Raw genomic sequence first — 25,540 nt, forward strand, 5'->3', positions numbered from 1 at the left:
CTCTGTTTAGGGAACCGGATGGCATCGATAAAATTTTGGCGAGCTACCATTGTTCGATACAGTGCAATGCTTCTGCTCATTGCAACACTTTTCTCATTGGGGACTCGCAACGCGGTTGGCGAGGAACCCGTGTCACAATTCCTCGCAGCCCTGCGAGAGCGCGGTTACTTTGATCTTGCTATCGCCTATTTGAATCGTGTCTCATCCTCGGATTCACTTCCCGCAGAAACGGTGGTCACCCTTCGCTACGAAAAGGGGATCACACTTATTTCAGCCGCACTGGCTCAACGGCAATTGGCGGGCAAGGAACGTTACCTTGACCAAGCACAAGCGGAGTTTGAAGCTTTTACCAAAGAGGCACCGCAACACGCTCTATCACTGGCTGCCAGCGGCAAATTGGGCGACATCTTAGTGGAACGTGCCCGGATCCGGTTGACGCAGGCGGATCGACCATCGGCCGGACCAGAACAACAGGCGGAGCTTCGCAAAGGAGCCCGCAATCTGTTTACTCGAGCTAACACGCTTTTTGTCAGCAACAAGAAAAAGATTCGTAAACGGCTGGAAGGATTTCCTAAGGCCTTAGATCCTGAAAAAGACGAAGCCGAAGTCAAACTACGCGATCAACTTCGCAGCGATTATGTCCAGGCTCAATTTATTTCAGCCATGGTGCTGTTTGAAAAAGCCCAAACTTATCCCAAGGATAGCAAACAGCGCAAAAACGGATTGAAAGCGGCCGAAGATGCCTTTGGAGTCGTCGCCACCAAATATCGGCGACGTTTGGCCGGCCTGTCCGCGGTGCTTTTTCAGGCTCGCTGTCGCGATCAAGCCTCAGCTCCTAAGGAGGCCCTGACCTATTACAAAGACTTGCTAGACCTGCCGGCTGATGAAACCGCATTGCGAGCGTTGAAGACAAAAGCTCTGGCAGGGGCCATGGCATGTTGGCTCCATGCCGACATCAACCAGCCCCAAGAGGCCATTAAGCGGAGCCAACCTTGGCTGGCGAAAGAGCGACCAAATGAACGTCAGGCCTCGGATTGGTTACGTGTCAAGCTACTCTTGGCCGAAGCCTACATCGCCGAAGCGCAGGATAAGAAGGGGCGTTCGAAGGCCGATCTGCTCTCAGACGCACGTCGACTTGCTATCGAAGTGGCAAAGCAAAAAGGGGTGACGCAATCGCAAGCCCATGAACTGCTGGCTCAACTGGGAGCTCCGACCAAAAACAAAACCGTTGTCGAATCAGAGTTCACCAACTTCGATGCGGCCTTTGAAGCCGCTAAAAAAGCACTCAACGAGCGACAACTGGCTGTGGGCACCATCACCCTACTGCAGCGTCGCTTGCCACAGATTAAAGAGCCGGAGAACCGCCAGGAAGTTGAAGAGCGGTTAGCAGAAGCCAAGCAGCAACTGACCGAAGGTGAGGGTCGCTCCCTCACCCTATTCAAACAGGCTTATCAATTGGCAGATGCGGAAGTTCCGGTGGAAGACCTGAACACCGTGCGTTACTACCTCTGCACTCTCCACTACTACCAAGGAAACTATTATTCCGCGGCCGTGCTGGGGGACTTCCTTGCTCGCCGCTTTCCAGCTTCCGCCGAAGGGCGTCGAGCGGCATCCGTCGCTTTGGCCTCGTTGGTGAAACTTTACGGAGACGGCAGCGATCCGGTTGCCCGCCAACTGTCCGATCGAATCGTTGATTGTGCCAATTTCATCGCAACACGCTGGAGCGGTCAGCCGGAGGCATTCGATGCACTCAGTACGCTAGTCACTCTGGCCGTTCAATCAGGTGATCTGGAACAAGCTGAAAAATATCTGCAAAAAATATCATCAGACTCGCCGAAGCGAGGCGCTGCCGAAATGGCAATCGGTCAGGCGTTGTGGAATCAATCACTCCAAGACACCAGTTTTGATGGCGGACTTCGAGACAAAGCGATCGAATTATTAACCCAAGGACTGAAGCATACGGCCAATGACTCGACATCCGTATCGCGGGTCGCAGCCGCACTGTCGCTTGCCCAGTATCACTTAGACCAAGGAAACACAACTGCCTCACTCGAGTTACTCGAGAATCGCTCCTTCGGCCCAAAAACGTTAGCCGATCAAAAAAATCCAGCCATCACGTCGTCGCCTGCGTTAGTCGAGCGGGCTTACGTGTTGGATATTCTGGCTCACATTGCCTCCCTAGCGAATGCAGAGCAAGCCGACGATGGCGTGAAGAAGGCGTTGGCGGCCCTGGACTCTCTCAAAGAAACGCTTGGCGACGATCCGGCTGGACAACAAAGGCTGTCGAGAATCTATGTGACGTTGGCGAAAAATCTTCAAAATCAAATCAGCAAGGCAGATGCCACATCACGTCGCAGTTTGTCCGTAGCATTTCAACAATTTCTCGATCAAGCAGCCGCCACAACAAGAGAAGTCCCGATCCTCAACTGGATCGCAGACTCCTACTTGACCTTAGGGCGGGAAATGATCGGTGCCGGCGGTCAGGTCTCCGACGAGTCGAAAAGTTTTTTCAGCAAGGCCGCTGACATCTACACATCGATCTTAAGCCAAGCGGACGCGGGAAAGATTCAACTGTCGGCCCAACGTCGCTTACAAACGCAAAATCGATTAGCAGTCGCTTATCGTGAAATGGGAGACTTCCGAAATGCGATGGAGATCCTAACCAAGATTCTTGAAAAACAAGAAACGCAAGTCTATGTGCAGTTTGAGGCGGCCCGCACACTGCAAGAATGGGGCGATAAGGGAAATCCTGAAGCCTATCTGAAAGCCATTCGTGGCGACCAACCCAAAGCAGATAAAAATCAAAACCTGATCTGGGGCTATGGTCGGATTGCGAAACTCGTGGCCTCAAGCCAAAAACTCAACAAGTTATTTCATGACTGCCGATACCACCTAGCCGAATCCCGCTATCAGTATGCTCTGCAACAAAAAAAGGCAAAACGTGACACCACCTTGGCGCAAGCCAAGAACGACATCAATGCAACCGCGAGATTCTATCAAGAACTCGGCGGAGCGGCTCAAAAAGCAAAATATGACCAATTGCTGAAACGTATCCAGAAGGCTCTTGGCGATCCGCCAACCGGCTTAAAAACTTCGTAGCTACGATCAACCACCTTACTTTTCTCGGCGCCCCCCTTCATTATGTCGTATCGAACTCAATTACGCATTGTCAGTGGAATACTGCTTGGCCTGATGCTCGTATCCACACTCTCAGCACAAGATACGGTGACGCTAAATCGTCGAACTCGGCGCGGCTCCAAGGTGCTAGGCAACATTAAAACAGCCAACCGAAATGAGGTAATTGTTGAAACATCGGGCAGTGAACGTACTATTCCGGTCAACGAAATTGACCGCATTGGATTGGCCGGCGAGCCGGCGCCTTTGCGACAAGGCCGCGCGTCAATTCACTCCGGGCAATATGAACAGGCATTAAAAAGCCTAGATGACGTGCGGATACCGAGCGGGGCAAGTGACATTCTCAAACAGGAAGCAGCTTTTTATCGAGCCAGCGCCATGGCAAATCTTGCACTCCGCGGCACGGGGAGTCCCAATAATGCCATCTCCCTGTTATTGGCGTTCGTAAAAAACAAAACCACGCGGAACAGTTACCACTTTTACGAAACAGTCGAATTGTTAGGTGATCTGGCGCTGATGATAGGCAGCTATGACAAAGCCAACCTGTACTACAAACAACTCGCCAAAGCACCGTGGCCAGAATACAAGCTCAAAAGCGCCGTTCTCGAAGGAGCTGCATTGCGCGCTGAAGGTAAATTCAACGATGCCGTCACCAAGTTCGACCAAGCCTTGTCGGCGCAAATCGATGATCCCGAGTCGATGCGTCAACAGACCTTTGCACAGATAGGAAAAGCAGCTTCCATCGCGGAACTGGGAAAAACAGACGAAGCGATTCAGACGCTGGAAGATGTGGTTGCCAAAAACGACGCAGCGGATGCACAGCTCTTCGCCCAAGCCTACCTGGCTCAGGGTGCAGCCTATCGCAAGGCAAATCGTCCCTTGGATGCGGTGCTCGCCTACCTCCATGTCGACTTGATGTTCTTCAATCAACGGGATGCTCATGCCGAAGCGTTGTTTTACCTCAGTGAACTTTGGCCAAAGGTCAACAGCCCCGATCGGGGAGTTCAGGCTCGAAGTTTGCTAAAGTCTCGCTATGGCTCCACCGGATGGGCAAAACGCAGCTAACCGAATTCGATCAGAATCCAGACACATCGGCGACTTGGGCGAGCCATGAAACCTGGGAAACGCGCAGAGCCCCGTTAATGCAGAAGCGTAAGTTGCCCTGAGGTCGGCTTACTCACGCCTTTCCAGACGATTACAATGGAAAGATTACAGACAACTAGACCTGTCATATGAGAAACACCCAACGGAACCGAAAGACTCAAAGCTCAAGAGATCGTCCCTCGGAGTATTTGAGGTCTCCGGCTTTCCATTGCGTCGCGTGTATTGGAGCGAACCAAACGAACCGCTTGATGGACAGACTAAACCGTCTTCGGTCAAAGATTCTTCACTTCAATCCACTGCCTCGTTCGCTAATTACCACAATTTCCGGAGGTCAAGATGAGACTTCGTAAGATGTTAAATCATCGCCCTACACGTCATGGACTCATGCTATTTCTGTTCGCGGCTTGCTTTCTCTGGACAATTCAGGCGGGCGTAACAACCAACTCCCTTCATTCTTCCGCTTGGGGACAAGAAGAGGCCGCTGCCGTTGAGGACGCAGGTTCGGAAACAACAGGACCTCCTCCGAGCTATCTTGGCTGGGCTTTGTCCGCACTGGGCTGGGGTTACTCTCTGATCTTCCTACTCCTGTCCACGACACTCGTAGCTCTGATCGTCATGAATTTACTGACCGCACGACGGGACAGTGTGTGTCCGCTGGACCTTGTTGAATCGTTTGAAGCGAATCTAAACGAACAAAAATATCAGGAAGCCTATGAACTAGCGAAGAACGATGAATCGTTTCTCGGCCAGGTACTCTCGGCCGGGCTCGCTAAATTGTCCTCGGGATACAATCAAGCGATCGAGGCAATGCAGGAAGTTGGCGAAGAAGAAAACATGAAGCTAGAACATCGTCTGAGCTACATGTCGCTCATCGGGACGATTAGCCCGATGATTGGTTTGTTTGGAACAGTGCACGGTATGATCAGCTCATTCCAGGTGATCGCCAATACTTCAACAACACCGAAACCAGCCGAACTGGCACAGGGTATTTCAACCGCTCTGTTCACTACCCTGATCGGACTCCTGATCGCCATCCCTGCCATTGCGGCTTACAACTTGTTACGAAATCGTGTTTCTCGCCTCGTCCTCGAGGTCGGCATTCTCAGCGACAATTTAATGAGTCGGTTTGCTTCGGCTGATGAAAACAAGAAGTAACAGGCTGTTCGTCGGAGAATCAAAATGCGAGTAAAAAGTCACGGAGAAAATCGATCGGATGGTGATCTGACACCCATGATCGACATGACCTTCCAATTAATCGCCTTTTTCATGGTGTTGATCAATTTCACAGAGGCCGACCAAAACGAATTGATCCAACTTCCCACCAGTGAATTAGCCAAACCACCGGACACACCATTCGAGCATCCCATCTTTATTCAACTCACTGAAACTGGGGACGTAATCCTTGGTGGCGAAGAAGTCCCCCTTACGGGTCTCAAACCTTATATGATCCGAGAGGGTGAGTTTCTCAAACTCCAAAAACAGAACCCAAAAGATGCAACGGTAATCATCCGAGCCGACGCAAATGCACCGATGGGCAAGGTTCAGGAAGTCATCAAAACGTGCCAAGAATCCAAGTTTGAAATCTTTGCGCTAAGGGCCGAAGAAGAGATTCAGTGACAGTAAGATCGTTAGCGCACCGGCGGAGCTAAACCAGATGAAGTTTCGACATCCCATTGCTCGTGAACGCATTGAGTTGCAGATGACACCGATGATTGACATCGTGTTTCTCCTGCTAATTTTCTTCATCATGACCTTTAAGATTGTCGCGCAAGAAGGTGATTTCAACATCAAAATGCCCCTCGCGGCTCCGAACACCGGGGCAGTCGACGATTCTCTGCTGCCGCCCCTGAAACTGCGTTTGCTTGCCAACCCCGAGGGCCTACTGGTCGCGGACGGAATCCAACTAAATGACCGCGTTTTTGCCGACTTCGATGGATTACATGCCCATATCCGCAGCCTGATCGGAGATGACGCAGGCGCCGGCAGTGTGGGCGACGCGGAAATCGAAATCGATGCTGATTACCAGCTTCGCTACAATTACGTGATCGATGCAGTCACGGCCGTTTCAGGTTACATCGACCAAGATGATAACGTTGTGAAACTGATTGAAAAAATCAAATTCACACCTCCCAAGGAGCCGCCCGCCTCCTAACTCGATATTTTTTTGAAACTCCGCAAGAAATTTCTGAGTATCTTCAAGACCGGCCTCGTTGTTAAGAAGTTCCATCCTCGATAGTGTTGCGCGCACCCTCTGCTTGCTGGTTCAGCCAGTTTATCCGAGTAGCGTCAACGGGCCTGAGGGAATAAACTAAGAAGCATCGAATTCCTTCCCGGGCCTTCGAACAGAATATCCCCTGGCCCATTGTCGACATCGCCCCTGATTTGAACCGAGCACGGTCTGCTCGCCCAAAGCTGATGCGTATACTCATTCGATTACTTTTGACCGTTGCCGTGCTTGGAGGTATCGCTGCCGCCGCCTACAAGCCGGTCACCGACTATTTGAAGAAGCGCAGTCAGCCTGATTTCAAGTTGGTGGAAATCGGTAACGGTACGATTCGATTATCTATTAATGCCACGGGCGAGATCAAACCGAAACTCGCGGTCCAGATTGGATCAGTCGTCTCAGGACCGATCATCGAAATCAACGCCGACTTCAATCAGGCCATTAAAAAAGATTTTGTGATGGCCCGAATTGATCCAGAGCCATTCGAGGCTCAGGTCGCTAGAGATCAGGCTGGTCTAAATTCACAGATCGCAATCAAAGAATCAAGACAAGCTGATGTACGACGAGTCAAAGCCTTGTTGGGCCAAGCAATCGCTGACGAAAAACGAGCGATGCTGCTGTTCGAAGAGGATGAGGACTTTATTTCCGATACGGAACTGGATGGGCTCCGTTTCAGTCGAGAATCACTGGAAGCCCAATTGGACTTAGCCAAAGCAGTCTTGAAGCAGGCAGATGCTGGAATCGAACAGGGCCGATCACTCTTGCAACTTTCGCAAGCAAACCTGGAATATACATTCATCAAGGCGCCCTACGACGGTATTGTGATCGATCGAAAAATCGATCCTGGCCAGACTCTTGCAGCCTCCTTCCAGACCCCGGAGATGTTCGTATTGGGGATCGAGATGAAAGAGGAGATGCATATCTACGCGGCGGTCGATGAAGCCGATATTGGCTTGATCAAGCAAGCCAAGATATCCGCAGAACCGGTCCGCTTTCGGGTGGATGCTTACCGTGACGAATTGTTCGACGGAAAGATCGCCGAAATTCGAATGAGTTCCACCGAAACCCAAGGGGTGATCACCTATCCCGTGATCGTCACAGCACCGAATCGCGAATTGAAATTATTGCCCGGAATGACTGCGAATCTCACCTTTCAGGTCGAAGAGAGAAAAGCGGTCGTACGTATTCCTTGGTCAGCATTACGGTTCTTCCCCAAACCAGACTTAGTACGGGAGGAAGATCAAAATCTGCTAACAGGTTCGGAAGAGGAAGACCAAGAGAGTGTCGTCGACGACTTAAGTGCCACGGATGTTATCGAAGCCGCTAAGAAACGCAAACGGCGACATGTTTGGATCGTGGACGGTGAAAAGCTGAAAGCCGTTGCGGTCACGTTGGGCATTAGCGATTACAAATATGCCGAACTTCTGGAGGGCGACCTTCCGATTGGAACGGAACTCGTAACAGGCATCCACACCAAGAAGCGAAGCCGTTAGGCTCGTATCTTCTCAGACAGTATTGCAACATTATGGGTATGTTTTCCACAACGCGAATCGCCCTGAGAGCGTTGGGCAAAAACAAAATGCGCGCTGGCCTCACCATTTTGGGCGTCGTGATTGGCATCGCAGCAGTCACCACCATGGTTTCAATCGGTCAAAGCGCCAGTTCGCTCGTTCAGGGACAGTTCGAGACTCTTGGCACGAACGTCATCGTCGTTTTTCCGGAATTTGAGCGACGATCCGGTGTGCGACAAGGCCGCTCCATTTCACTGACAGCTGACGACGCGAAGGCAATTTCGGAAGAATGCAGCAACATCGCTGCCGCTTCCCCCGTCGTCGGCACAGCTGGGCAAGTCATCTACGGCAACACGAATTGGCAGCCACGAGAAATGGTGGGGGTCGGACCGCAATACTTGACCGTCCGAAATTGGCAACTGCAGTACGGTGGATTCTTTACGCAACGAGACATCTCTGCCGCCGCCAAAACTTGCGTCATTGGCCAAACCCTGGTTGCTCGTTTGTTTCAAACCGTCAATCCGATTGGGGAGACAATTCGGATTCGCAACATCCCCTTTCGGATTATCGGCGTGCTGGAAGCAAAAGGCGCTAACATCGTTGGGGAGGATCAAGATAATGTGATCTTGATGCCGTACACCACGGTAAGAAAACGAATCCAGGGTTCCAGTTTCCAGGATGTAAACTGGATCATCACCTCGGCAAAATCAGCACAAGTGATGCTGGAAGCAACCTCTGAGATCGAGCAACTTCTGATGGATCGTCATCGAATTGCTCCTGAAGAAAAACCGGATTTCGGCGTGCAAAACACCACCGAAATCGCCAACATTCTCGGGACAGTCACGAGCACTCTGACCCTTTTACTCTCATCAATCGCGGGAATCTCGCTGTTGGTTGGAGGCGTCGGCATCATGAATATCATGTTGGTATCGGTCACGGAACGCACGCGAGAAATCGGTATTCGCATGGCAGTGGGCGCACGTTCTCGTGATATTTTGCGACAGTTCTTGGTCGAGTCGGTGATCCTGTCGTCTATCGGCGGAGTGATCGGTCTGCTCTTGGGCGTTTCAGCTTCCGCCGGCGTGACCATTTTGATCAATAAATGGTCGGAGGGCAGCGACTGGCCAATCGTGATTTCAATTCCCGCAGCCCTCACCGCCATTGTCTTTGCCGCATTTGTTGGGATCTTCTTCGGATACTATCCTGCCCGTCGCGCGAGTCGCCTAGATCCAATAGACGCATTGCGATACGAATAGGGTCCTGCTTAGTCGTCGCTATTCGTATCAGGAAAATCCAACGTTGGCGGTAAGCGTTCGATCTCGGGCGCAGGTGGCTGCGGAGGCGGCGATTTGAGACGCTCTGCCTCGCGCTCTTTTAAACGCTGACGAAAACGTTGACGCATATCTCGTACACGTGCCGGAGTTTGCAGGTCAAACGACTCCTCCGACGGCCTATCCCCAGCCAAATAACGATCTCTATTCGGCCCTGGTTTCATATCTTGGGGATAATAACGGTCTGGGCCAAGGATGCCTAAAGGGCCGAGCGAACGGTAGCGCTCTTCATAAAAATAGATGCCGTGCGCTTCCAAAATGGTACCGGAAAGCCTCTCCAAAGTCGCCAAGTCGGTATTGTACTGAGTTGCTGCTTGGGCTTCGTTGCTGACCGCGTTCCCCCAATCCGAAATCGCCAATAACAAATTCACGAAGAGTTCGCCCCGTAAAGCGTAAGCTGCCTCTTGCTGTCGAAGATTCTCAGTCGCCGCTTGCCGAGTTCGAACGAAAGCTTCGTACTGCTGGTATTGAGATTCGAGATCTCGAAGATTCGCCGCAAGTTCCTGCAACACTTCCAACAAGGCTTGATCGAGATTGGCTCGATCCCGAGCAATCAGTAATTGCCGTTCACGCAGGTTGGCTCTGCCCTGTCGCAGACCGAGCGGAACGGAAAAATCCACCCCCAGACGCCAGTCCGTCGCTTGATTGAAATCGGATCCGACAAATTCGCCAGTGGTCACGAGTTCGCCCTCAAGACCGTTCCACCGGTAGATCGCAGACGCATCAAGTCGCGGCATCGCCAAATTACGAGCTTGGAGTAGTTGCTGATAGTCCGCCTCCAAGACTAACTTCAATTGAATAATATCGGGGCGACTTTCCTCTGCCAGATCGACAAGCGCCGGCCAATCAAAGTCAAACCTGCTTGTCGACGGCGGAGTAGTCGGTATGAATTCGTTAGGACTATTGGGAGGAAGTCCCAAAATCGAACGGAGGGCGGCTTCTCGATCAAGCACGGCTGCACGAGTTAAGATCAGTTGAGCCCTAAAGTTCTCATAGGCGAGCTTTGATTGCGACGCCTGTGCTTGATCCCCTCGGCCCACTCGCAGATTGGCATCCGCTTGCCGCAGAGCAAATTCAGACCGTGTCAGCTGTTGTTGGGAAGCCCACAAATTGGTCCGAGCGGCCACCAGTTGCCAGTAGGCACTAATCACGCCCCGCACGAGTTCCTGCAGCGCGTCTTTGAGACTAAAAAACGATCGATCGGTTTCAATGCGAGCTAACACTACCGGCACAAGATTGACATCGACTCCGGCACCCTGCAACAACGGTTGGAGAGCCCCCATCGACAACGTGGGACGCGACTGCGGGTTGAGAACTCCCGGTACAGGAGAGATGCGAGAACGATCCGTATCGATCCGTACGCTGGTCTCAGCCCCCGTTGACGATCGCTTGGTAATGCCTGCTGTCATGTCGTACAAATCATTCCGCGTCGCATCAAACAAAGCGCGTCCCGGATCGAGCGGGGCGAGCTCCGCAAATGGCCTCTCGTTGCGGAGAAAATCTTGTCGCGTATCAAAAGTTGGGTCGAATCGGCTTTGCGCCCGATCGACTGCCGTGTTGGCAATCGCCGGATCGAACACAGTCCGCCCACTGTTGGTCGCCACAACGCCAGCGAGCACGCGAATGACATCCGCGTTTTTCAATGCGATTCGTATCGCTTCATCGAGCGAAATCTGCTCGGGAGTCCGCTCAGGAGAATTTTCTCCGACAGTGGCTGGCTCCTCGCCAGGTGGCAGATAGGCCCTCGGCAATTTGACAGGGTCTCGGATCTCGAGATGCTGGGACTCCGGTAGGACCCCAATGATCGCCTTTTGCGCAACCCCCACGCGGCCAACCGAGTTGGCAAGCAAAAGGAGAAGGATCAGCAGCGAAAGACGGGGGCATCTGGACATCAGAGTTAGCTTCGACCAACCTGCAGATGGCGCACAATCTTTCGATCATTCACCTTGAGATTGCTCGGACCCTTCATCCGATCTAACTGATTGCGTAAAGCTTGCGGAATGGGATGAGTTACGGGAATCACTGACCACCAGACCATCGCGCAACATGATCGTCCGGTCCGCATTCCTGGCAACATCTTGGTCGTGCGTCACGAGAATGATAGTGATTTCATCGGCATTCAGCTTCCGAAACAGGTTAATAATGTCTCGACTTGTCCGTGTGTCCAGATTTCCAGTGGGCTCATCGGCCATGATGATGGAAGGCCGATTAACCAGAGCTCGAGCAATCGCCACGCGCTGCTGCTGCCCACCGGAAAGCTGACTCGGGTGGTGCCCCATGCGATCTGCCAATCCAACCAATTCCAGCAAATCTTTCGCGCGTTCACGCCTTTGACGCGGGCTGATTTGCTGGGAATACATCAGGGGCAATTCCACATTTTCAACTGCCGAGGTCCGATTCAAAAGGTTGAAATTCTGGAACACAAATCCAATGCGGTCATTGCGCAGTCGAGCTCGAGCATCCGCAGACATCGTCACGACTTCCTCACCGGCCAACTTATAGCTTCCATCCGTGGGACGATCGAGGCAGCCCAGCGTATTCATCAAGGTGGATTTCCCCGAACCGGATGGACCAATTAACGAGAGGTACTCCCCCGATTCAATATCCAGCGTCACGCCAGCCAGCGCGGACACCTGGACCTCACCAAGTTGATAAATCTTGCGAACGTCTGCTAGTTCAATCAAAGCCATTTCATTGCATTCAAATCAATTCCAGGAATCTGCACCCTGATTCTACCAACTCATCTTCCAACGGGTGACTTATTGCTCATAGGGCCTTGATTCGGTAGCAAGTCGATCAAGCATTTCCTGCAGCGATTCTTCAATATTGACCATGATCGGATCGACTTCCGCTTTACGGTCTCGTTGAGTGTCCACTTCGATCGCCTCGCCAACCTCGAGCACCGCATGTAAATCACTGTGAACGCGAACGGCATCCGTCAAATCCTCTTCATATCTTTCGACCGTTTCCAACAGCCGATCGACGGACGGCTGAGCCGTCAAGTAATCCGGTGGATAACTAGATATCTGCTGCGACAAGTAAATGTCAGACAATTGATTCCAGCGTCGAATGCGTTCATCTTCCGAAAGATCACCCTGCTTCAAATCCGGCAAGATCTTCATTCTCAACGCCTTGATTCGTGGAATCACCGGCCCCTCCTGCTCTGCATTGAACCACTCCATTTCCAGTGGGTGCAAAAGCCGATTAATCAATCCGTTCAATCGTTCGGTGAGCGTCCCGACTTGCGGAGAACCAAAATATTCCAGCTCCTTGAGCGTCAACAGCGCGAATCCAACGGATTGGATACGGTGAAATAAAGGGGCAGCAATTCGCGTGCGCCAAGAGAGTCGGTTTTCGATCTCGGCCAAAACAGGACCAAGTACCTGTTCCAGATCGCCTTTGAACAGGTATTTGATCGCAACAGGATGGATCACGACTTTACCATCAGGATCGATTTTTTTGCGTTTTTTAGCGCCGGATCGGGCAATGAATGCCACCCCATCGAGCAATGCGCTGAGCTTATCGTTAGTTCGTGTGACGGCACCTTCCGGAAAGATAATCAGTGGACGTTCTGCCTTCGCAAGTATTTCTACCGACGTGTTGATCGCCTGACGGTCCATCCCCTCACGATAAACACTAAATCCCCCCATCTTTTGGATCGCCCAGCCCGTAAACCGATCCTGATGAAACAAGTGGGCGCTGGCCATTCCATAAACAAGCGTATTGACGTCTCGAGCCAACCAGCCCATCGCAATCGGATCGGCGGGGCGGCAATGATTGGGGGTCAGCAAGATACCGTGCCCAGCGTTCAACGAAGCTCGCAGACGCTCCCCCTGTCGAATTTCGTACGACAAGATCCCCTGACTGCGACGAAGATAAATGTCAATAAGTCGAAAACGCTGAATGAAATTCGGCCATCCCGAGCCGCGGTGCGGCGGTATAAACTCGTAAGGTTTTTCGATGATAATATTTTGCATCGCAATTTTTCTTCGAACAAAACCGATTTCAAAATGAAGGGCTCGCGACTTGCGTACCCGAATACTCGCAACTAACCATCAAAGCCATGAGGGTGAGTCCGATGCCAGTTCCAAGCCGTTTCAACAATTGGCTCAATCACTGTGTATTCCGGTTGCCAACCGAGTAATTTCATGGCTCGTGTGGAATTAGCGACCAGTTCGGGTGGATCCCCTGGACGCCGCTCGGCGCGGACTTCTGGAATCGGATGGCCCGTCACGCGCCGACAGGCATCAATAATTTCTCGAACACTGTTGCCGCGTCCTGTACCAAGATTCAATTGAATTCCTGTTGACGGTTCGAGGCGTTCAAGGGCCTTCAAATGGGCTTGTGCGAGATCATCCACGTGAATGTAGTCGCGAATGCAGGTTCCGTCCGGGGTTGGATAATCCGCACCAAAAATCGAAATGTGCTCGCGTTGGCCCAGTGCAACCTGCAGCACGATCGGGATCAAATGCGATTCAGGGTCATGATCTTCACCAATCTTACCGCACGGGGAAGCGCCAGCAGCATTGAAATATCTTAGCGCCGCATAGCCAAATCCATAGGCATGGGCATAGTCGGCCAAAGCGTGCTCAATCACCAACTTGGTAAATCCATAGGGATTGATCGGTTGCTGTGTCTCGTCTTCGGTTATCGGAATCGCATCCGGCACCCCATAAGTCGCTGTGGTGCTGGAAAACACAATTTGAGTGACACCCACCGCGCGCATCGCTTCTAAAAGATTCAGGGTACAAACAACATTGTTTCGGTAGTAACGATCGGGATGTGCGACCGATTCGCCAACGAGTGCGAATGCGGCAAAATGAAAGACGGCTTCAATCTGGTGCTCTTTTAACGCTGACTCGATTTCGACCTGCTGATTCAAGTCGCCTTCAATCAGGCGACCGAGAGTAACGGCCTGGCGATGGCCCGCGAAGAGATTGTCAAAGACCCAGACTTGATGTCCCGACTGCTCCAACAGACGAGCGGTGTGCGAGCCAACATAACCGGCCCCACCCGTTACAAGTATTCTCATCGTTTTTCCTCAGATCCAGACAAATCGATACCTCCAATTCTCCAACACCCGTCACTAAACACTATGTGGGCCTCGGAATCAATACGAACCGCTGCGTCCGCAATTTGGAGCGTGCCTTGGGGTTTCAATCAGAAAAACAGATCAAGAACTGTCGCTAGGCAGCCGAAATTGTCAGATAAAGGTCGCTTCCGATTCCACCGATTCTAACCGAGCGATGCTGCATGCCTCCCCGAAAGCTAATCAAGCCATTGAAGCGTCGCGAAACGGCTGCTAGAGGGACACAATGGATCGATTCTTTCATTCATTATTTGCGGAACGAGTGCCATTTATCCGACAATACAGTCATGGCTTACGGCCGTGATCTGAAAGCGTTTGAAAGCTGGCGAAACGGCAAATCAGTCCGTCAATTAACGATCGATGATCTGTCCGATTACGCGGAATGGCTCCACCGGCGCGACCTGGCTCCCGCGAGCATTTCTCGTAATTTGGTCGCAATCAAGGTCTTCTTTCGCTACTTGCAATTGGAAGGAGTCCTGCAGGACAATGTGGCCGAATTGCTCGGGGCCCAAAAATTATGGCAGCGAGTACCTGAAGTCTTATCGCCGACTCAAGTCGATCGATTCTTAAGAGCCCCCCGCAAACTGGACAAATACTGGAGACGTGACCGAGCCATTCTGGAACTCCTGTACGCGACCGGCTGTCGGGCGTCTGAACTCTCTCATCTTACATTGGAAGATCTGCATCTTGATGAACGTTTTTGTCTCTGCCGAGGCAAGGGTGATAAACAGAGGCTGGTCCCGTTGGGCGAACGAGCCGTCGATGTGGTACGAGACTACTTAAACTCCGAACGACCTCAATTAACCGAAATGGCACCGCCTGCGAATTGGGTCATTGTGTCAAGACGAGGCCGACGATTGCGCCGTGAAGCCATTTGGGAAATCGTCAAAAAGTATGCCATGCGAGTGGGAGCGTCACCTAGCGTGAGCCCCCACACAATGAGGCACAGCTTTGCGACACATCTGCTGGCAGGCGGCGCCGACTTGCGTCAAGTTCAAGAGTTATTGGGCCACGCGAACATTACGACGACACAAATCTATACGCATGTTGATGCCTCGAGATTGAAACGAGTGCATCGTCAGTTCCACCCTCGTGCCTAAGCCACGAGATTTTTTAAGGGTTCTGCAATATCGATCCCTGATCGACGAACAACAATCGATAGAATGGGGTAAACCACGGTCGAGTGAGTGCAACAGGATAAGACAATGGGAGCAATTTGGGTCTATTACCTGTCAGTGGTTCTTTTGATCCTTGCCAATCTTTCAAGTTGGTGCCTGACCCTGCTCACGCTGCCTGGAAATTGGCTAATCGTTGGATTCACGGCTATTTTCGCTTGGCTATTCCCGGCAGACACAGGAAACGGCGTGAGCTGGACGACGGTTGGCATCCTGATTGCGCTCGCTGTCGTCGGCGAGATTATCGAAGCTGTGACTGGAGCGGCTGGAGCGGCCAAACAAGGAGGCAGTCGCCGCAGCGTGATCCTGTCGGTTGCTGGTGCGATCGTCGGCAGTCTTGGCGGCGCTATCATCGGTCTCCCCGTCCCGATCATCGGGTCAGCGATTGCCGCTGTTTTCGGTGGCTCAATTGGCGCTTTTGCTGGAGCACTCGCAGGTGAGTCCTGGAAGGGACGTTCCCTTGAACACGGTATCGCAATCGGACAAGCCGCTTTCATGGGAAGGATTTTGGGTACTGCCGGAAAATTAGCGGTCGGCGCCATGATGGTCGTCATCGCTTCCGTTGATGCTTTTGTCTAGAGCTTGCGGATCATTGCGATTCTTTCCGTCTGACCAACGCCACGGCGGCACAGGAACTGATCTCGACCAAAGTCCTTTGCCCTGATGCCGGGCATCATCTTCCGCCGTCGCAAAAATCCACTCGTCGTCGCTCCGCTTATCGTGCCACGCCAATCCCGCGTCGAGCAATTCCATATTCAAATAGCGAAGATGTGCTACCCAAACTTGGGCAATCTGCCGCCCATTTTCGTCGACACCAAAGACTTTTACGTAGATCTCGGCGCCAGCTGTTTTTTCGTTGCCAAATTCGACGGCTTCTGAACCAAATGGCTGACCGACTCGTGGACAGGCAACACCGAACAAACGCAACAGCTTGATCTCGCCTTCTTCATCGCGCACTCGAACGGTATCCCCCCGTTCAAATTCCACCACGCGGGCCGTGTAGACCTGCTCCGGTAAGATCTCTCGCAATGGCAATGACTCGGAATACAAATAGTCGACCCCACCAAGCTCAATTCGATCGGTGCCGATCGTGGCGATCGGCAATTCAGTCAATTCGCGGGGTGTTCCCAGATCTGTCGATAGGTCGGACAACAGCAGACGATCTCGCGTCGCATTCAATTTCCAATCACCGGCAATGCGATAATCGTCGGAAGGTTCGTCCAGCAATTGCACGCTCAGTTTTTCCGGCAAAGGCTTTCCTAAACTCTCCAGAACGAAAGTGCCTTCACTGAAACGCCAACGGTGCCCATGGTCTTCGGTCAGTAGAAACGATTCGACCAAAAGTTGCGGATTCAAATACAACTTCTCGCTGAAACGATTGTTGTCAGATGTTTTTGGCGCCTCCGGCGGTTGGCGGGCAATCTCTTCACAGCCCAAATAGAATACAAAACTCAACAATCCGATCGGAATGAGCGTCAGCGGCCAACCGTTTGAAAACAGCTGAGAAACTCGTCCAAACCATTGAGTTCGATTGAGGGGCTTAGGCGGGTCGAATTGGGCCATTACGTCGAAAACTCCACCAAGCGGTAAGGGGTAACCAACCCACGGCAACAATCAGCAGGTGAACCAGGACCACGATCGCGAGCGCGACGAGTCGACCCTCAGTAAAGCCATAAGAGTGCAAACCAACTCCCAGCTCATTTACTCCAAACCAAGACCAGGCGGTAACGATATTGCCCACAACGGAGAGAACGGCAAGTCCGCGTTCCTTGATCATCCCATCCCAACGGGCATGCAGGATCAACGCATTCCAGATCACGATGATCAGGGCTCCGTTTTCTTTTGGATCCCAGCCCCAAAAACGGCCCCACGAATCGTCGGCCCACAGCCCACCTAAAACGGTACCGACGAAGCTGAAGAAAATTGCAAAACACAAGATTCCGTAGATCATTCGCGCGATCTCGGCACTCCGAGCTTTCGTCAGTGACGGCGTCATGACCCCACCAAGAATGTAAAGAATCCCTAACAACCCTGCCAGGAAGGTCGCCGCGTAACCAAAGGTAATTGTCACAACATGCGTCGCCAACCAAAACTGGGTGTCCAACACAGCTTGTAAGACCTCAAATGTATCCCCATCACCGGCCAACTTATGTGCGATGAGGAGCGTCGCAAAACCGGAAACAGCCGCAATCACACTCGCGATGCCACTCCGGAACAGGGCTTCCATCAGAAGAGCCAGTAAAACGGCGCCCCAGCCGATGAAGACAGCCGAGGAGTACAAATTTGTAACAGGCGGACGACCGGAAATGTAGATTCGTGCTCCCAACGCCAGCGTGTGAATAATGAACGTGAAAATCAGCAACCAAAACGCCGCGCGATTCATTGTCGTCCGACAGCCGAGCCAGCCAAAAGCTAACAGCACGAAAGCGATCACATAAAAAATTGCGCAGATCAGAAACGGAGCTGCTTGGTTGAAGGCTGTTTCGAACGCGTAAAAGGAACCGAAACGCTTTGCAATAAAGTCCGACAGAAGGGACGATTTCACTTGCAAGTCCTGCGGCGGATCCTCCTTCAATTGTCGACGATATTCTTTTACAGCCGAGTTAAATCCGGCAGCGTCTGCGGTCGCATAGGAAACGAGTAATTCATTCATTGCCTTGAACGGCACACTCGGCTCCCTACCAAGGACCTGCGTTTGCAAGAATTGCATTGGCCACGCTCCCGAGTAGGACTGCCAAAGATCGTTCGAATCGACAGGCGCGACGGACAGAGGTGGTTGAAGGCTCTTGAGCCGGTTGTTATGGGCAGCAACTGCTTGCTTAAAAGCAAGCAGTTTATTTTGTGCCAAGCTTCGATCTTGCTGAAATTCGGCTTCCGTCGGCAACGGCGGTAAGACTGGCGGCGTAAATGCGGTTCGAAGCAACATAAATTGCTTCAGCTTCCGGTCTAACTCGATCAACTTCCGCTGAAACACACTCAGCGAACCAGCATCTTTGGACGCCACTTCGCCAGCCTGTTGCACTTGCCGTTCAAACTCGCCGATTTTTGGAGTTAGCTCCGCAATCGCATACCGATAACCCTTACGACGTTGCAAACCAAACAAATCCAACACCTCGGGATGGTAAATACGTACCACCTTATGCTGGATTGCACTCTCGGAACCGGTAATCACATCGAGCAACCAACGCGTGGCTGGTTGCCGCTCGGTCGTTTGCTTATCGACAAACTCCATCACCGAATATTGATCAGCGTCTGTTTTTTCAGTAATCAGTTCGACAAGACCGAGCGTGTCACCTGTCCTATAATCAGACAGACCCACCCCCTTGAGCTCAGGCCATTTTTCCACCAGAGCGGTCTCAATTGAATCCCATTTTTCTTCGAGTTCCTTGGCAGGCAGCACCCCTTTGAAACTCTCGGTATCGGCAATCACTCGCAGGCTGTTACGCGCCAGAGTATCGTACGGCTTAACCCGCCCCTGGTAGACAATGGGGAGATTCCCAAAAGCATAAACATTGGGCTCTCCTGCTTCTGGCTCCGGGGAGCGCAATGTCATCATCAGAATGGCCGCCGCGGTTGCAACCACGAGCGTTGGAACAATCCACTGGACAGGATTCGAAGTCTGCCTGGATCCGGGCTGCTTTTTGTGTTCATCGCTTGGATCTCGCTCACCCGACCGGCCGGCTTGAGCGGTTGTCGTCACGACACGGGTATGCCGATCGAGAAATCTGACCAGCACTCCTGAGAAGTGAGTGAGCAGGCCGACAAGACAGATCATGCAAGAGACATAGGGAATCATCCAGCCTTGATTTCGCACCACCTGCAACGTCGTGTATTCCTTGCCCGACGAATCCATTTGCCAGCCGCTTTGATAGAAAGTTTCACCCGCATACCGCCAAGGATTGTTCATCCAGATCGTCAATTCGCGTTCAACACCCCGCGAATCATCAGTCAGCCGGATGTCCGAAGAATAATTACGAGGAACCGTCGTTCCAATGTAATCGTCCTTACTCACATCAAGCAGTTCGACCTTGTAGTCCTTGTAATTTCGGACAAATCTCAGCTGAGCATCATAGGCTTTGCCACCAACTTCAATCTCTTCCGTACTGAAATCAATCGTCTGGCCATCTCGCATCATGAGTTGGTCTTGCGAAAGCAGTACGGTTCCTAACTCCTCACCATCTTTACCGACAAAGCGGAAATAGCCTGACGCAATATTTACGTCACCGCCCGCCGCGCCAGAAGCTGATTGAGCATCTGCAGCAACGAACATGTCACCGCGGCCTCGATCGGAGGGTGACTTGTCCTCGGCATTCTTCATTTTCACACGAGAACTCTTTTTGTAGCCGACTACCTCAATGTCAAATGGCAGTTGCTGATCCTTAATTTTGCCGCTCTGCAAAAAGGCAGTTGATTCCCCATTCTCAGTGATCGGAATGGTGATCACGTCGTCTTGGCCTGTAAATTTGTCACTGTTGCGTTCGATGATCGCCAGTTCGACGCTGCGAATATCTTGACCGTAATTGAGTGCCTGGCCCTCGGCCATACTCATTTGCTCTTCCACATCATATTGCGTGACGAACCACTGCCCAAACATCATCAGCAGAATCCCACCGTGCAGAAGCACGACCCCCGCGCGACGTCCAAAGAGTGGCAAGCAGCCGAAGTACAATACGGCTCCCGCAAACAATCCAAGGATGAGTTGCCAGAGAATACGCATCCCGGAATCGCCCATGTAGCTGCCGTCCCCGGAGACCCACAACCAGAGTGATGTCACGGCAAGTCCAAGCCCCAGCCCGCCGCAGATTCGACGCCGAATTCTTTGAACTGCCGATTCGTTGCCGGGCAGAAGGGCATACACAATGAGTCCAGCAGCCGAGAGGGCCAACGCTATCTTGATGCACAACCAGAGGCTTGCCCAAGAGATCGGTGGCTCACCTTGAAACCCGTCAGAATTGTGGCCTCCGCGGATCACCACCCAGGTCAGCCCCACACCTAGCAGCATGACGGCCAAACCAATCCAAAACTGCTTACCCTTTGCTCGTATTTTGAAGCGAAACGTGTGGGCAGCCAGTAAGTTGACACACATCACGGCTCCGATGGTGGCGCCGCCCGGAAAAAGAAAACCTCCGGTCTTCAGCGTGGCAACGCTAATCGCAACACCCACCGCCATGATGATTGCGGCAATCAGTCCAGCACGTTTGATTTGCTGCGCGTTCGCGAGCGTCATTAACGCCGCCACAATGCTTCCACCGAGCGTCACGCAGGCAAAACTGCGAACGGCCGTTGCGGGTTCTAGCCCGGGGAACCAAGTCCGCGGGTAGAAAACGGCTGCGTCAATCCGGATGACCCAAGGCTTGAAGTAAAGCTCCATTACCTCCCAAATATCACGGTCGACTTGCGCTAGGGTTCCAATCAAAATAATGATGATTGCCAAAGCAAAAGAAACAACTGCGAGCTTCAGAGACGCTAACGGGGCGACGACAAAACGGAACAACAGCGCTTCAGCCTGACTTACCGTTCTAACAGCGTGCCGAACCTTCGGCTGTGACGCAGGAATCGTTGACATTGTCTTTTCTCAAAAATGCTACTTCGGAGTGAATCGAAACGATTCGGCAAACTGCTTAAACTTTGTTCGTTCCTTCGATGCCAAGTCACGGTCGCCCATCATCTTGATAAAGAGTGTCGAGTCCGGACGTTTGACAACAACAACGTCGACCGCCTGGCCCGAGTCACTGTTCAGTTCGAAATACGAGCACGACGCCCCGTCAACTTGCAGGGTTTGCGTTTCTTGATCTAACTTGGCTTGATCGATCTCGTTGAGGCCCACTTGAGCCCTCCAACGATTGACGTTGGCCAACATCGAACCCGGATTGACACCGAGGCGACTCAACGTAATCTCGACTTTTCCTCCACCGTTGTTGACAAGAAAAGTCGCCAGTCGCATCGGCCGCTGCGGGCCCGATTTCCAACCCACTGGCACGTCGTAATTCATTCCGTTCGCTGAGATCGCACGTGGCCCCTGCGGGTTACTCTCCGAACCATCGTCCACAGAAATCTTTTCGCCCGTCGACGGCGCCCCCATGTTCGAGTCGAAGAGCGTCGCGACCCCCTTCGCCAAGGCAATCTCACGCGTCACTTTCGACAACCCAGCCGCAGTCACATCCGGCAACGAAACTTGCCCTCGCCAGCGATTCACATTCGCGAGCAGATACTGCTGGAAGTCCCCCTCAGGCGGCATCGGCAATGAGCTTACCGCAACCTCGATGGAACCAGCTTTCAGCGTGGCAAAACGAAATTGATTGCCCGCCGACTGGGTCCAACCGGCAGGGAGTTGCCACTGCGGCTTGCCGTCGACAAAAGTTACTGACTTGAGCACGCTTTCAAAATCGTTCGCAATCTTGGCGATCTGCCCCGGCGGCCCCAGGGATTTGAAAAACCAAGCCTTCCCATCGTATGGCACGATCGCTGCGAGTGTCCGTTGCGGCGCAGTCGCTCGTGCTGTGGCTGTTTGCTGGGGTAGATCAGCCGCCGGTTTGCGTGGCTCGTGAGGCACCTGATAGCGGCTGATGGTTGCATCTTGTCCGCAACCGATCAGCGCCAACAAAGCGAACCATTCGAAACACAACCGACACATCGTCCAACCGATCGGTAAACGCATCGAAGCCCTGTTCTTCCGCGAGAATCTTGAAGACATAAAGAGCGAGGAGCAGGCAAATGGGGGGGGTATGGCCTCTGATTGCCTGAAGAGCCCCTCAACTCAGCTACCTGATTATAGCGCCCGATGTGCTGAAAAGTACAGGTAGCTGATAATCCGATCGCAGTTTCGGCCCGCTGGGGCCGTTTGGGAGGTGGCCAACAGCTGCAAATCCCCCCCGTTCACCTTTACTTACTGCCCGGCAACATCGCTAGAATGCCATCCATAATCGTGCTGTTGAATTCGTAATTCCCTTGCCAGCTCCAAATGTTGTTCATCAAATCCATCATCAGAATGCCGGTAAAACTAAGAATGGCAACGATGAAAAATAGGCTGAGCACGTTCCAGATGGAATAAGGAGCCTCCTCCGACTCACTCGTTGCTGCAGCCACCGGCGCGGGGGCGACAAAACCGGCTGAATCACCCGAATCGGCGTCAGTGAACTCAACCGTTTCTTCCTCGAACCCGGGCCCCTCGTCTTCCAACATTTGGGCGGCCGAGTCGTCGAACTCCTCCGAATCCAGTGCAATTACCTGCGATCCACTGTCCGACTCTTCATCCATACTGTCGTCGGTTGGCGTCAGCAAAAAATCGTCGTCGGATTGCAAATCGTCTTCGATCTCATCAATGCCATCGACTTCGAGCATATCGCCTTCACCAAGCTCCAGCATTTCGCCGCCGGAGCCACCTGCGAGCTCGGCAGGCTCTTCCAGCGATAGTCCACTGTCGGAAGGGTTCGAAAGATTAATTCCGCTGTCAGCCGACGCAGAAGTCACATCGCTTCCGGAACCGCTACCGAGTACCAGATCATCATCATCTAATTCCAAGTCGATCGCGGAGCCAAATCCACTATTGCCAGCGGATTTAGCATCAGAAAGCTTTAGTTCGCTTCCGCTATCGGACAATTCGTCCATCGAGAGCTCCAAAGAGCCGCTGTCGGAGTTCATCGAAAGCTCATCCCCAATCGAGGAGGAGGCTACATCGATATTTGCGGTGTCGGACGGCCCAGCTTCTTTATCTCCCGAATCCAAGACATCCGAACTTTGAATCGACAACTCGACGTCACTCAATTTCGAATTGGAATCACCCGCAAGTCGCAGAGCCGAACTTCCCTGCCCCGGTTCATCCAGTTGGAGATCACTTTCAGCGGGAAGTAAATCATCCGCTTCACCAATGATCGTACTTGCCGTCGATTCGTCAGACTGACCAAGTTCTTCGTCACTGACAAGAATAGAATCGGAATCAGCACCGTCACCCAAATCAAAGTCAATTGATTCATCCGCAGGCTCGTCGGACGACGCAGCGCCAAGTGTTATTCCTTTTTCTTCTGCGATTCGCTCAATCTCGGTCTCTTTGAATTTCCAGGTGGCGCCGTCGCGATACCCAAAAATCTCGTTGCGGCTCCGCATCTCCGTCAGATCGTCGGCACTCATACCGAGCATCTTAGCGGCGTCTTCTAGTTGAATCAGTTTGGCCATTCAAGGACTCCAGGATATACGTCTTTCACCGACGTCGTCCCGAAGCTTCCACGAGGAAAGTTCTGGCCACCCGTCAGTCAAAGTTATCTCGATCTAAGTAGAGCTTGGATTTGCTCAGGTGACGGCTCAGCTCCGTTGAACTCGCTCATCTGTAAATCCCAGCCAAAATTCCGGATACAACGCAACGATATCTGCCCCGACTTTTCATCCACAAAGTAGGAGCCCATCGTTTGTTGCTGATCGTCGATCAAAACGATCAGCTGTTGACCGTTAACGGTGGTGCCGTGGATCGCGGTTACACCATCACCGGACTGCACGCGCGAGTCCGAACCACGCGCACGTTGCGCGTGGACGTCGCGATGATCGGCCATTGTCCCAAGGACGATTCCCGTTATCAACACACCGCCGAGGAGTCCCAACATTTTCCCACGCATAAGTCACCTATTCTCAGGGGCCTTGATGTCGTGAATCGAGCTAGGAACTCTTCTGTTCCATTCTAAAAGCACAGGATCTCGATTCAAGTACTTAATTACCGAAACGCCAGTCCCCGCGGGACTTGCGCCGAATGCTCCACCTCTGCTGAGGATAAGGAGCCGATCGGCGAAAACGCCAAAGAAGGCCGGCAGTGTAGTGATCTGGCCCCGATGCCTCAAGATCGCCCCTGCTGGCTCCGTTCCAACGTCTCCAGACTTGCTCCAATCCGCACAAATCGCTAGCGTGTTTCAGATCTTGAGTCGCCTTCCTGACGCACAGCTACCACTGCATGCTGCCACGGAGGTTTCAAATTCGAAACAATGGAAACAAGGAGAGACAATGTTTCGCGTCACGCGGCAAATCGATTTCTGCTACGGACACCGCTTGCTTCAGTACGATGGCAAATGCAAGCACCTCCACGGCCATAATGGCCGGGCGGTGATTTCAATCGAAAACGACAAGCTTGACTCGCTGGGCATGGTGTTGGATTTTTCTGAAATCAAGCAGGTTGTCAGCCGCTGGATCGACGAAAGCCTCGATCACCGCATGATTCTCCACCGAGATGACCCAGCGATACCATTTCTGACAGAATTGGGCGAACCGATGTATCTGGTCGATGAAAATCCGACCGCTGAAAACATCGCGAAACTGATCTTTGATTTCGCCCGAGAACACGGTTTCCCTGTGGTTCAAGTCGATTTGTGGGAGACCCGCAGCTGCTATGCCAGCTATGTGGGCGCAAAAAAGTAGTCCGGGCGGTCCTCTTGGGACCAGCTCCGGACACTTGTTCCCCCCCTGGGAAATAATTCATCTGGCTCAATTGGGAGATAGCCGGGGATCTGCTGCTCTTATCGGCTACCGGCTGTGCAGACTTTGATCGTAATTAGATTATGACGAGCCGAGACGGCTCATCGGAAAGAATGGACCGCGACTACCACTTAAGGGCAACCACGCTGCCAGGCTTAAACCCCAAAAATGCACTGGCACTATCACCAACCAGCAATAGCTCTAAAAAGCCGGATTCCCCTTGAACGACAAGAAAGGTCATCTCGGCCTGCTGGTGATCCGCTGGAAAAATGCGACTCGTCACGTGGCCATCACACATGATCGAAACTCGATCGTCTGTGGGAACAGCCGCCAACTGATCGATCGAAATATCCGTCACGGCATCACCTGCATCCGTGATGCTTACGACAATACCCTTCAGTGATCCGCCCAAAATACCTGTCTCCGACGTCACATGTGCATGGTTGCCGCTTGTGAACTCTCGGCTCATTGTAAAGAGTTGCTACCAGACAGCCAAGCTTAGGTCAGCGATCCTGTTT

20 protein-coding genes are annotated in these 25,540 nt (G+C 52.4%); 10 read left to right on the forward strand and 10 right to left on the reverse strand.

Annotated elements, in window-relative coordinates; translation table 11 throughout:
• Nucleotides 1-66 precede the first annotated feature (66 nt).
• The 7 genes from P8N76_14785 (at nt 67) to P8N76_14815 (ending at nt 9,230) form a co-directional block, all read left to right on the forward strand.
• Nucleotides 67-3,099, forward strand: coding sequence for a hypothetical protein (locus P8N76_14785; protein MDG2382932.1), 3,033 nt, complete (start codon nt 67-69; stop codon nt 3,097-3,099).
• 42 nt (nt 3,100-3,141) lie between these two features.
• A complete protein-coding gene (locus tag P8N76_14790) occupies nt 3,142-4,200 on the forward strand; it encodes a hypothetical protein (protein ID MDG2382933.1) in 1,059 nt (352 codons plus the stop codon).
• Nucleotides 4,201-4,575: 375 nt separating this feature from the next.
• Nucleotides 4,576-5,394, forward strand: a complete 819-nt coding sequence (locus P8N76_14795) for a MotA/TolQ/ExbB proton channel family protein (GenBank protein ID MDG2382934.1) — start codon at nt 4,576-4,578, stop codon at nt 5,392-5,394.
• A 24-nt stretch (nt 5,395-5,418) separates the two neighbouring features.
• Entirely contained in the window at nt 5,419-5,856 is a 438-nt protein-coding gene (locus P8N76_14800) for a biopolymer transporter ExbD (GenBank protein ID MDG2382935.1), read from the forward strand.
• A 37-nt stretch (nt 5,857-5,893) separates the two neighbouring features.
• Nucleotides 5,894-6,391 carry a biopolymer transporter ExbD gene (locus tag P8N76_14805; protein MDG2382936.1) on the forward strand — a complete coding sequence of 166 codons (498 nt, stop codon included), beginning with the start codon at nt 5,894-5,896 and terminating at the stop codon, nt 6,389-6,391.
• Between the two features lie 263 nt (nt 6,392-6,654).
• On the forward strand, nt 6,655-7,956 hold the full coding sequence (locus P8N76_14810; GenBank protein MDG2382937.1) for an HlyD family efflux transporter periplasmic adaptor subunit: 1,302 nt from the start codon (nt 6,655-6,657) through the stop codon (nt 7,954-7,956).
• Nucleotides 7,957-8,042: 86 nt separating this feature from the next.
• The gene (locus tag P8N76_14815; protein ID MDG2382938.1) at nt 8,043-9,230 is read left to right on the forward strand and encodes an ABC transporter permease; all 1,188 of its coding nucleotides are present in this window, start codon (nt 8,043-8,045) and stop codon (nt 9,228-9,230) included.
• Between the two features lie 8 nt (nt 9,231-9,238).
• Here P8N76_14815 and P8N76_14820 read toward each other — a convergent pair whose 3' ends face one another.
• From P8N76_14820 to galE, 4 genes are all read right to left on the reverse strand, one after another.
• A complete protein-coding gene (locus P8N76_14820) occupies nt 9,239-11,197 on the reverse strand; it encodes a TolC family protein (GenBank protein MDG2382939.1) in 1,959 nt (652 codons plus the stop codon).
• Nucleotides 11,198-11,242: 45 nt separating this feature from the next.
• Entirely contained in the window at nt 11,243-11,995 is a 753-nt protein-coding gene (locus P8N76_14825; GenBank protein MDG2382940.1) for an ABC transporter ATP-binding protein, read from the reverse strand.
• 69 nt (nt 11,996-12,064) lie between these two features.
• Nucleotides 12,065-13,282: a 1-acyl-sn-glycerol-3-phosphate acyltransferase gene (locus tag P8N76_14830; protein ID MDG2382941.1), complete on the reverse strand. Its 1,218-nt coding sequence runs from the start codon at nt 13,280-13,282 to the stop codon at nt 12,065-12,067.
• A 71-nt stretch (nt 13,283-13,353) separates the two neighbouring features.
• Entirely contained in the window at nt 13,354-14,337 is a 984-nt protein-coding gene (gene galE, locus P8N76_14835) for a UDP-glucose 4-epimerase GalE (protein MDG2382942.1), read from the reverse strand.
• 221 nt (nt 14,338-14,558) lie between these two features.
• Between galE and xerD the strand changes: the two genes are divergently transcribed.
• On the forward strand, nt 14,559-15,494 hold the full coding sequence (xerD, locus tag P8N76_14840; GenBank protein ID MDG2382943.1) for a site-specific tyrosine recombinase XerD: 936 nt from the start codon (nt 14,559-14,561) through the stop codon (nt 15,492-15,494).
• Nucleotides 15,495-15,599: 105 nt separating this feature from the next.
• On the forward strand, nt 15,600-16,148 hold the full coding sequence (locus P8N76_14845; protein ID MDG2382944.1) for a DUF456 domain-containing protein: 549 nt from the start codon (nt 15,600-15,602) through the stop codon (nt 16,146-16,148).
• On the opposite strand, the gene P8N76_14850 is transcribed toward P8N76_14845, so the two are convergent.
• The 5 genes from P8N76_14850 to P8N76_14870 form a co-directional block, all read right to left on the reverse strand.
• Nucleotides 16,095-17,132: a thermonuclease family protein gene (locus tag P8N76_14850; protein ID MDG2382945.1), complete on the reverse strand. Its 1,038-nt coding sequence runs from the start codon at nt 17,130-17,132 to the stop codon at nt 16,095-16,097. The genes P8N76_14845 and P8N76_14850 overlap by 54 nt on opposite strands.
• Complete coding sequence (ccsA, locus tag P8N76_14855; protein MDG2382946.1) at nt 17,110-21,135, reverse strand: cytochrome c biogenesis protein CcsA; 4,026 nt, start codon at nt 21,133-21,135, stop codon at nt 17,110-17,112. The genes P8N76_14850 and ccsA overlap by 23 nt, the downstream gene beginning before the upstream one ends.
• Before the next feature lie 18 nt (nt 21,136-21,153).
• Nucleotides 21,154-22,227, reverse strand: coding sequence for a hypothetical protein (locus tag P8N76_14860; GenBank protein MDG2382947.1), 1,074 nt, complete (start codon nt 22,225-22,227; stop codon nt 21,154-21,156).
• A 224-nt stretch (nt 22,228-22,451) separates the two neighbouring features.
• Nucleotides 22,452-23,741 (reverse strand): hypothetical protein, encoded by a 1,290-nt coding sequence (locus P8N76_14865; GenBank protein ID MDG2382948.1) that lies wholly within the window; start codon nt 23,739-23,741, stop codon nt 22,452-22,454.
• 83 nt (nt 23,742-23,824) lie between these two features.
• Nucleotides 23,825-24,163, reverse strand: a complete 339-nt coding sequence (locus P8N76_14870; protein ID MDG2382949.1) for a hypothetical protein — start codon at nt 24,161-24,163, stop codon at nt 23,825-23,827.
• 391 nt (nt 24,164-24,554) lie between these two features.
• Here P8N76_14870 and P8N76_14875 point away from each other — a divergent pair, with 391 nt between their 5' ends.
• Nucleotides 24,555-24,965, forward strand: coding sequence for a 6-carboxytetrahydropterin synthase (locus P8N76_14875; GenBank protein ID MDG2382950.1), 411 nt, complete (start codon nt 24,555-24,557; stop codon nt 24,963-24,965).
• Nucleotides 24,966-25,146: 181 nt separating this feature from the next.
• On the opposite strand, the gene P8N76_14880 is transcribed toward P8N76_14875, so the two are convergent.
• Nucleotides 25,147-25,491, reverse strand: a complete 345-nt coding sequence (locus P8N76_14880; GenBank protein MDG2382951.1) for an adenosylmethionine-8-amino-7-oxononanoate aminotransferase — start codon at nt 25,489-25,491, stop codon at nt 25,147-25,149.
• Nucleotides 25,492-25,540 lie beyond the last annotated feature (49 nt).

The organism is Pirellulaceae bacterium (assembly GCA_029243025.1).
GTDB lineage: Bacteria > Planctomycetota > Planctomycetia > Pirellulales > Pirellulaceae.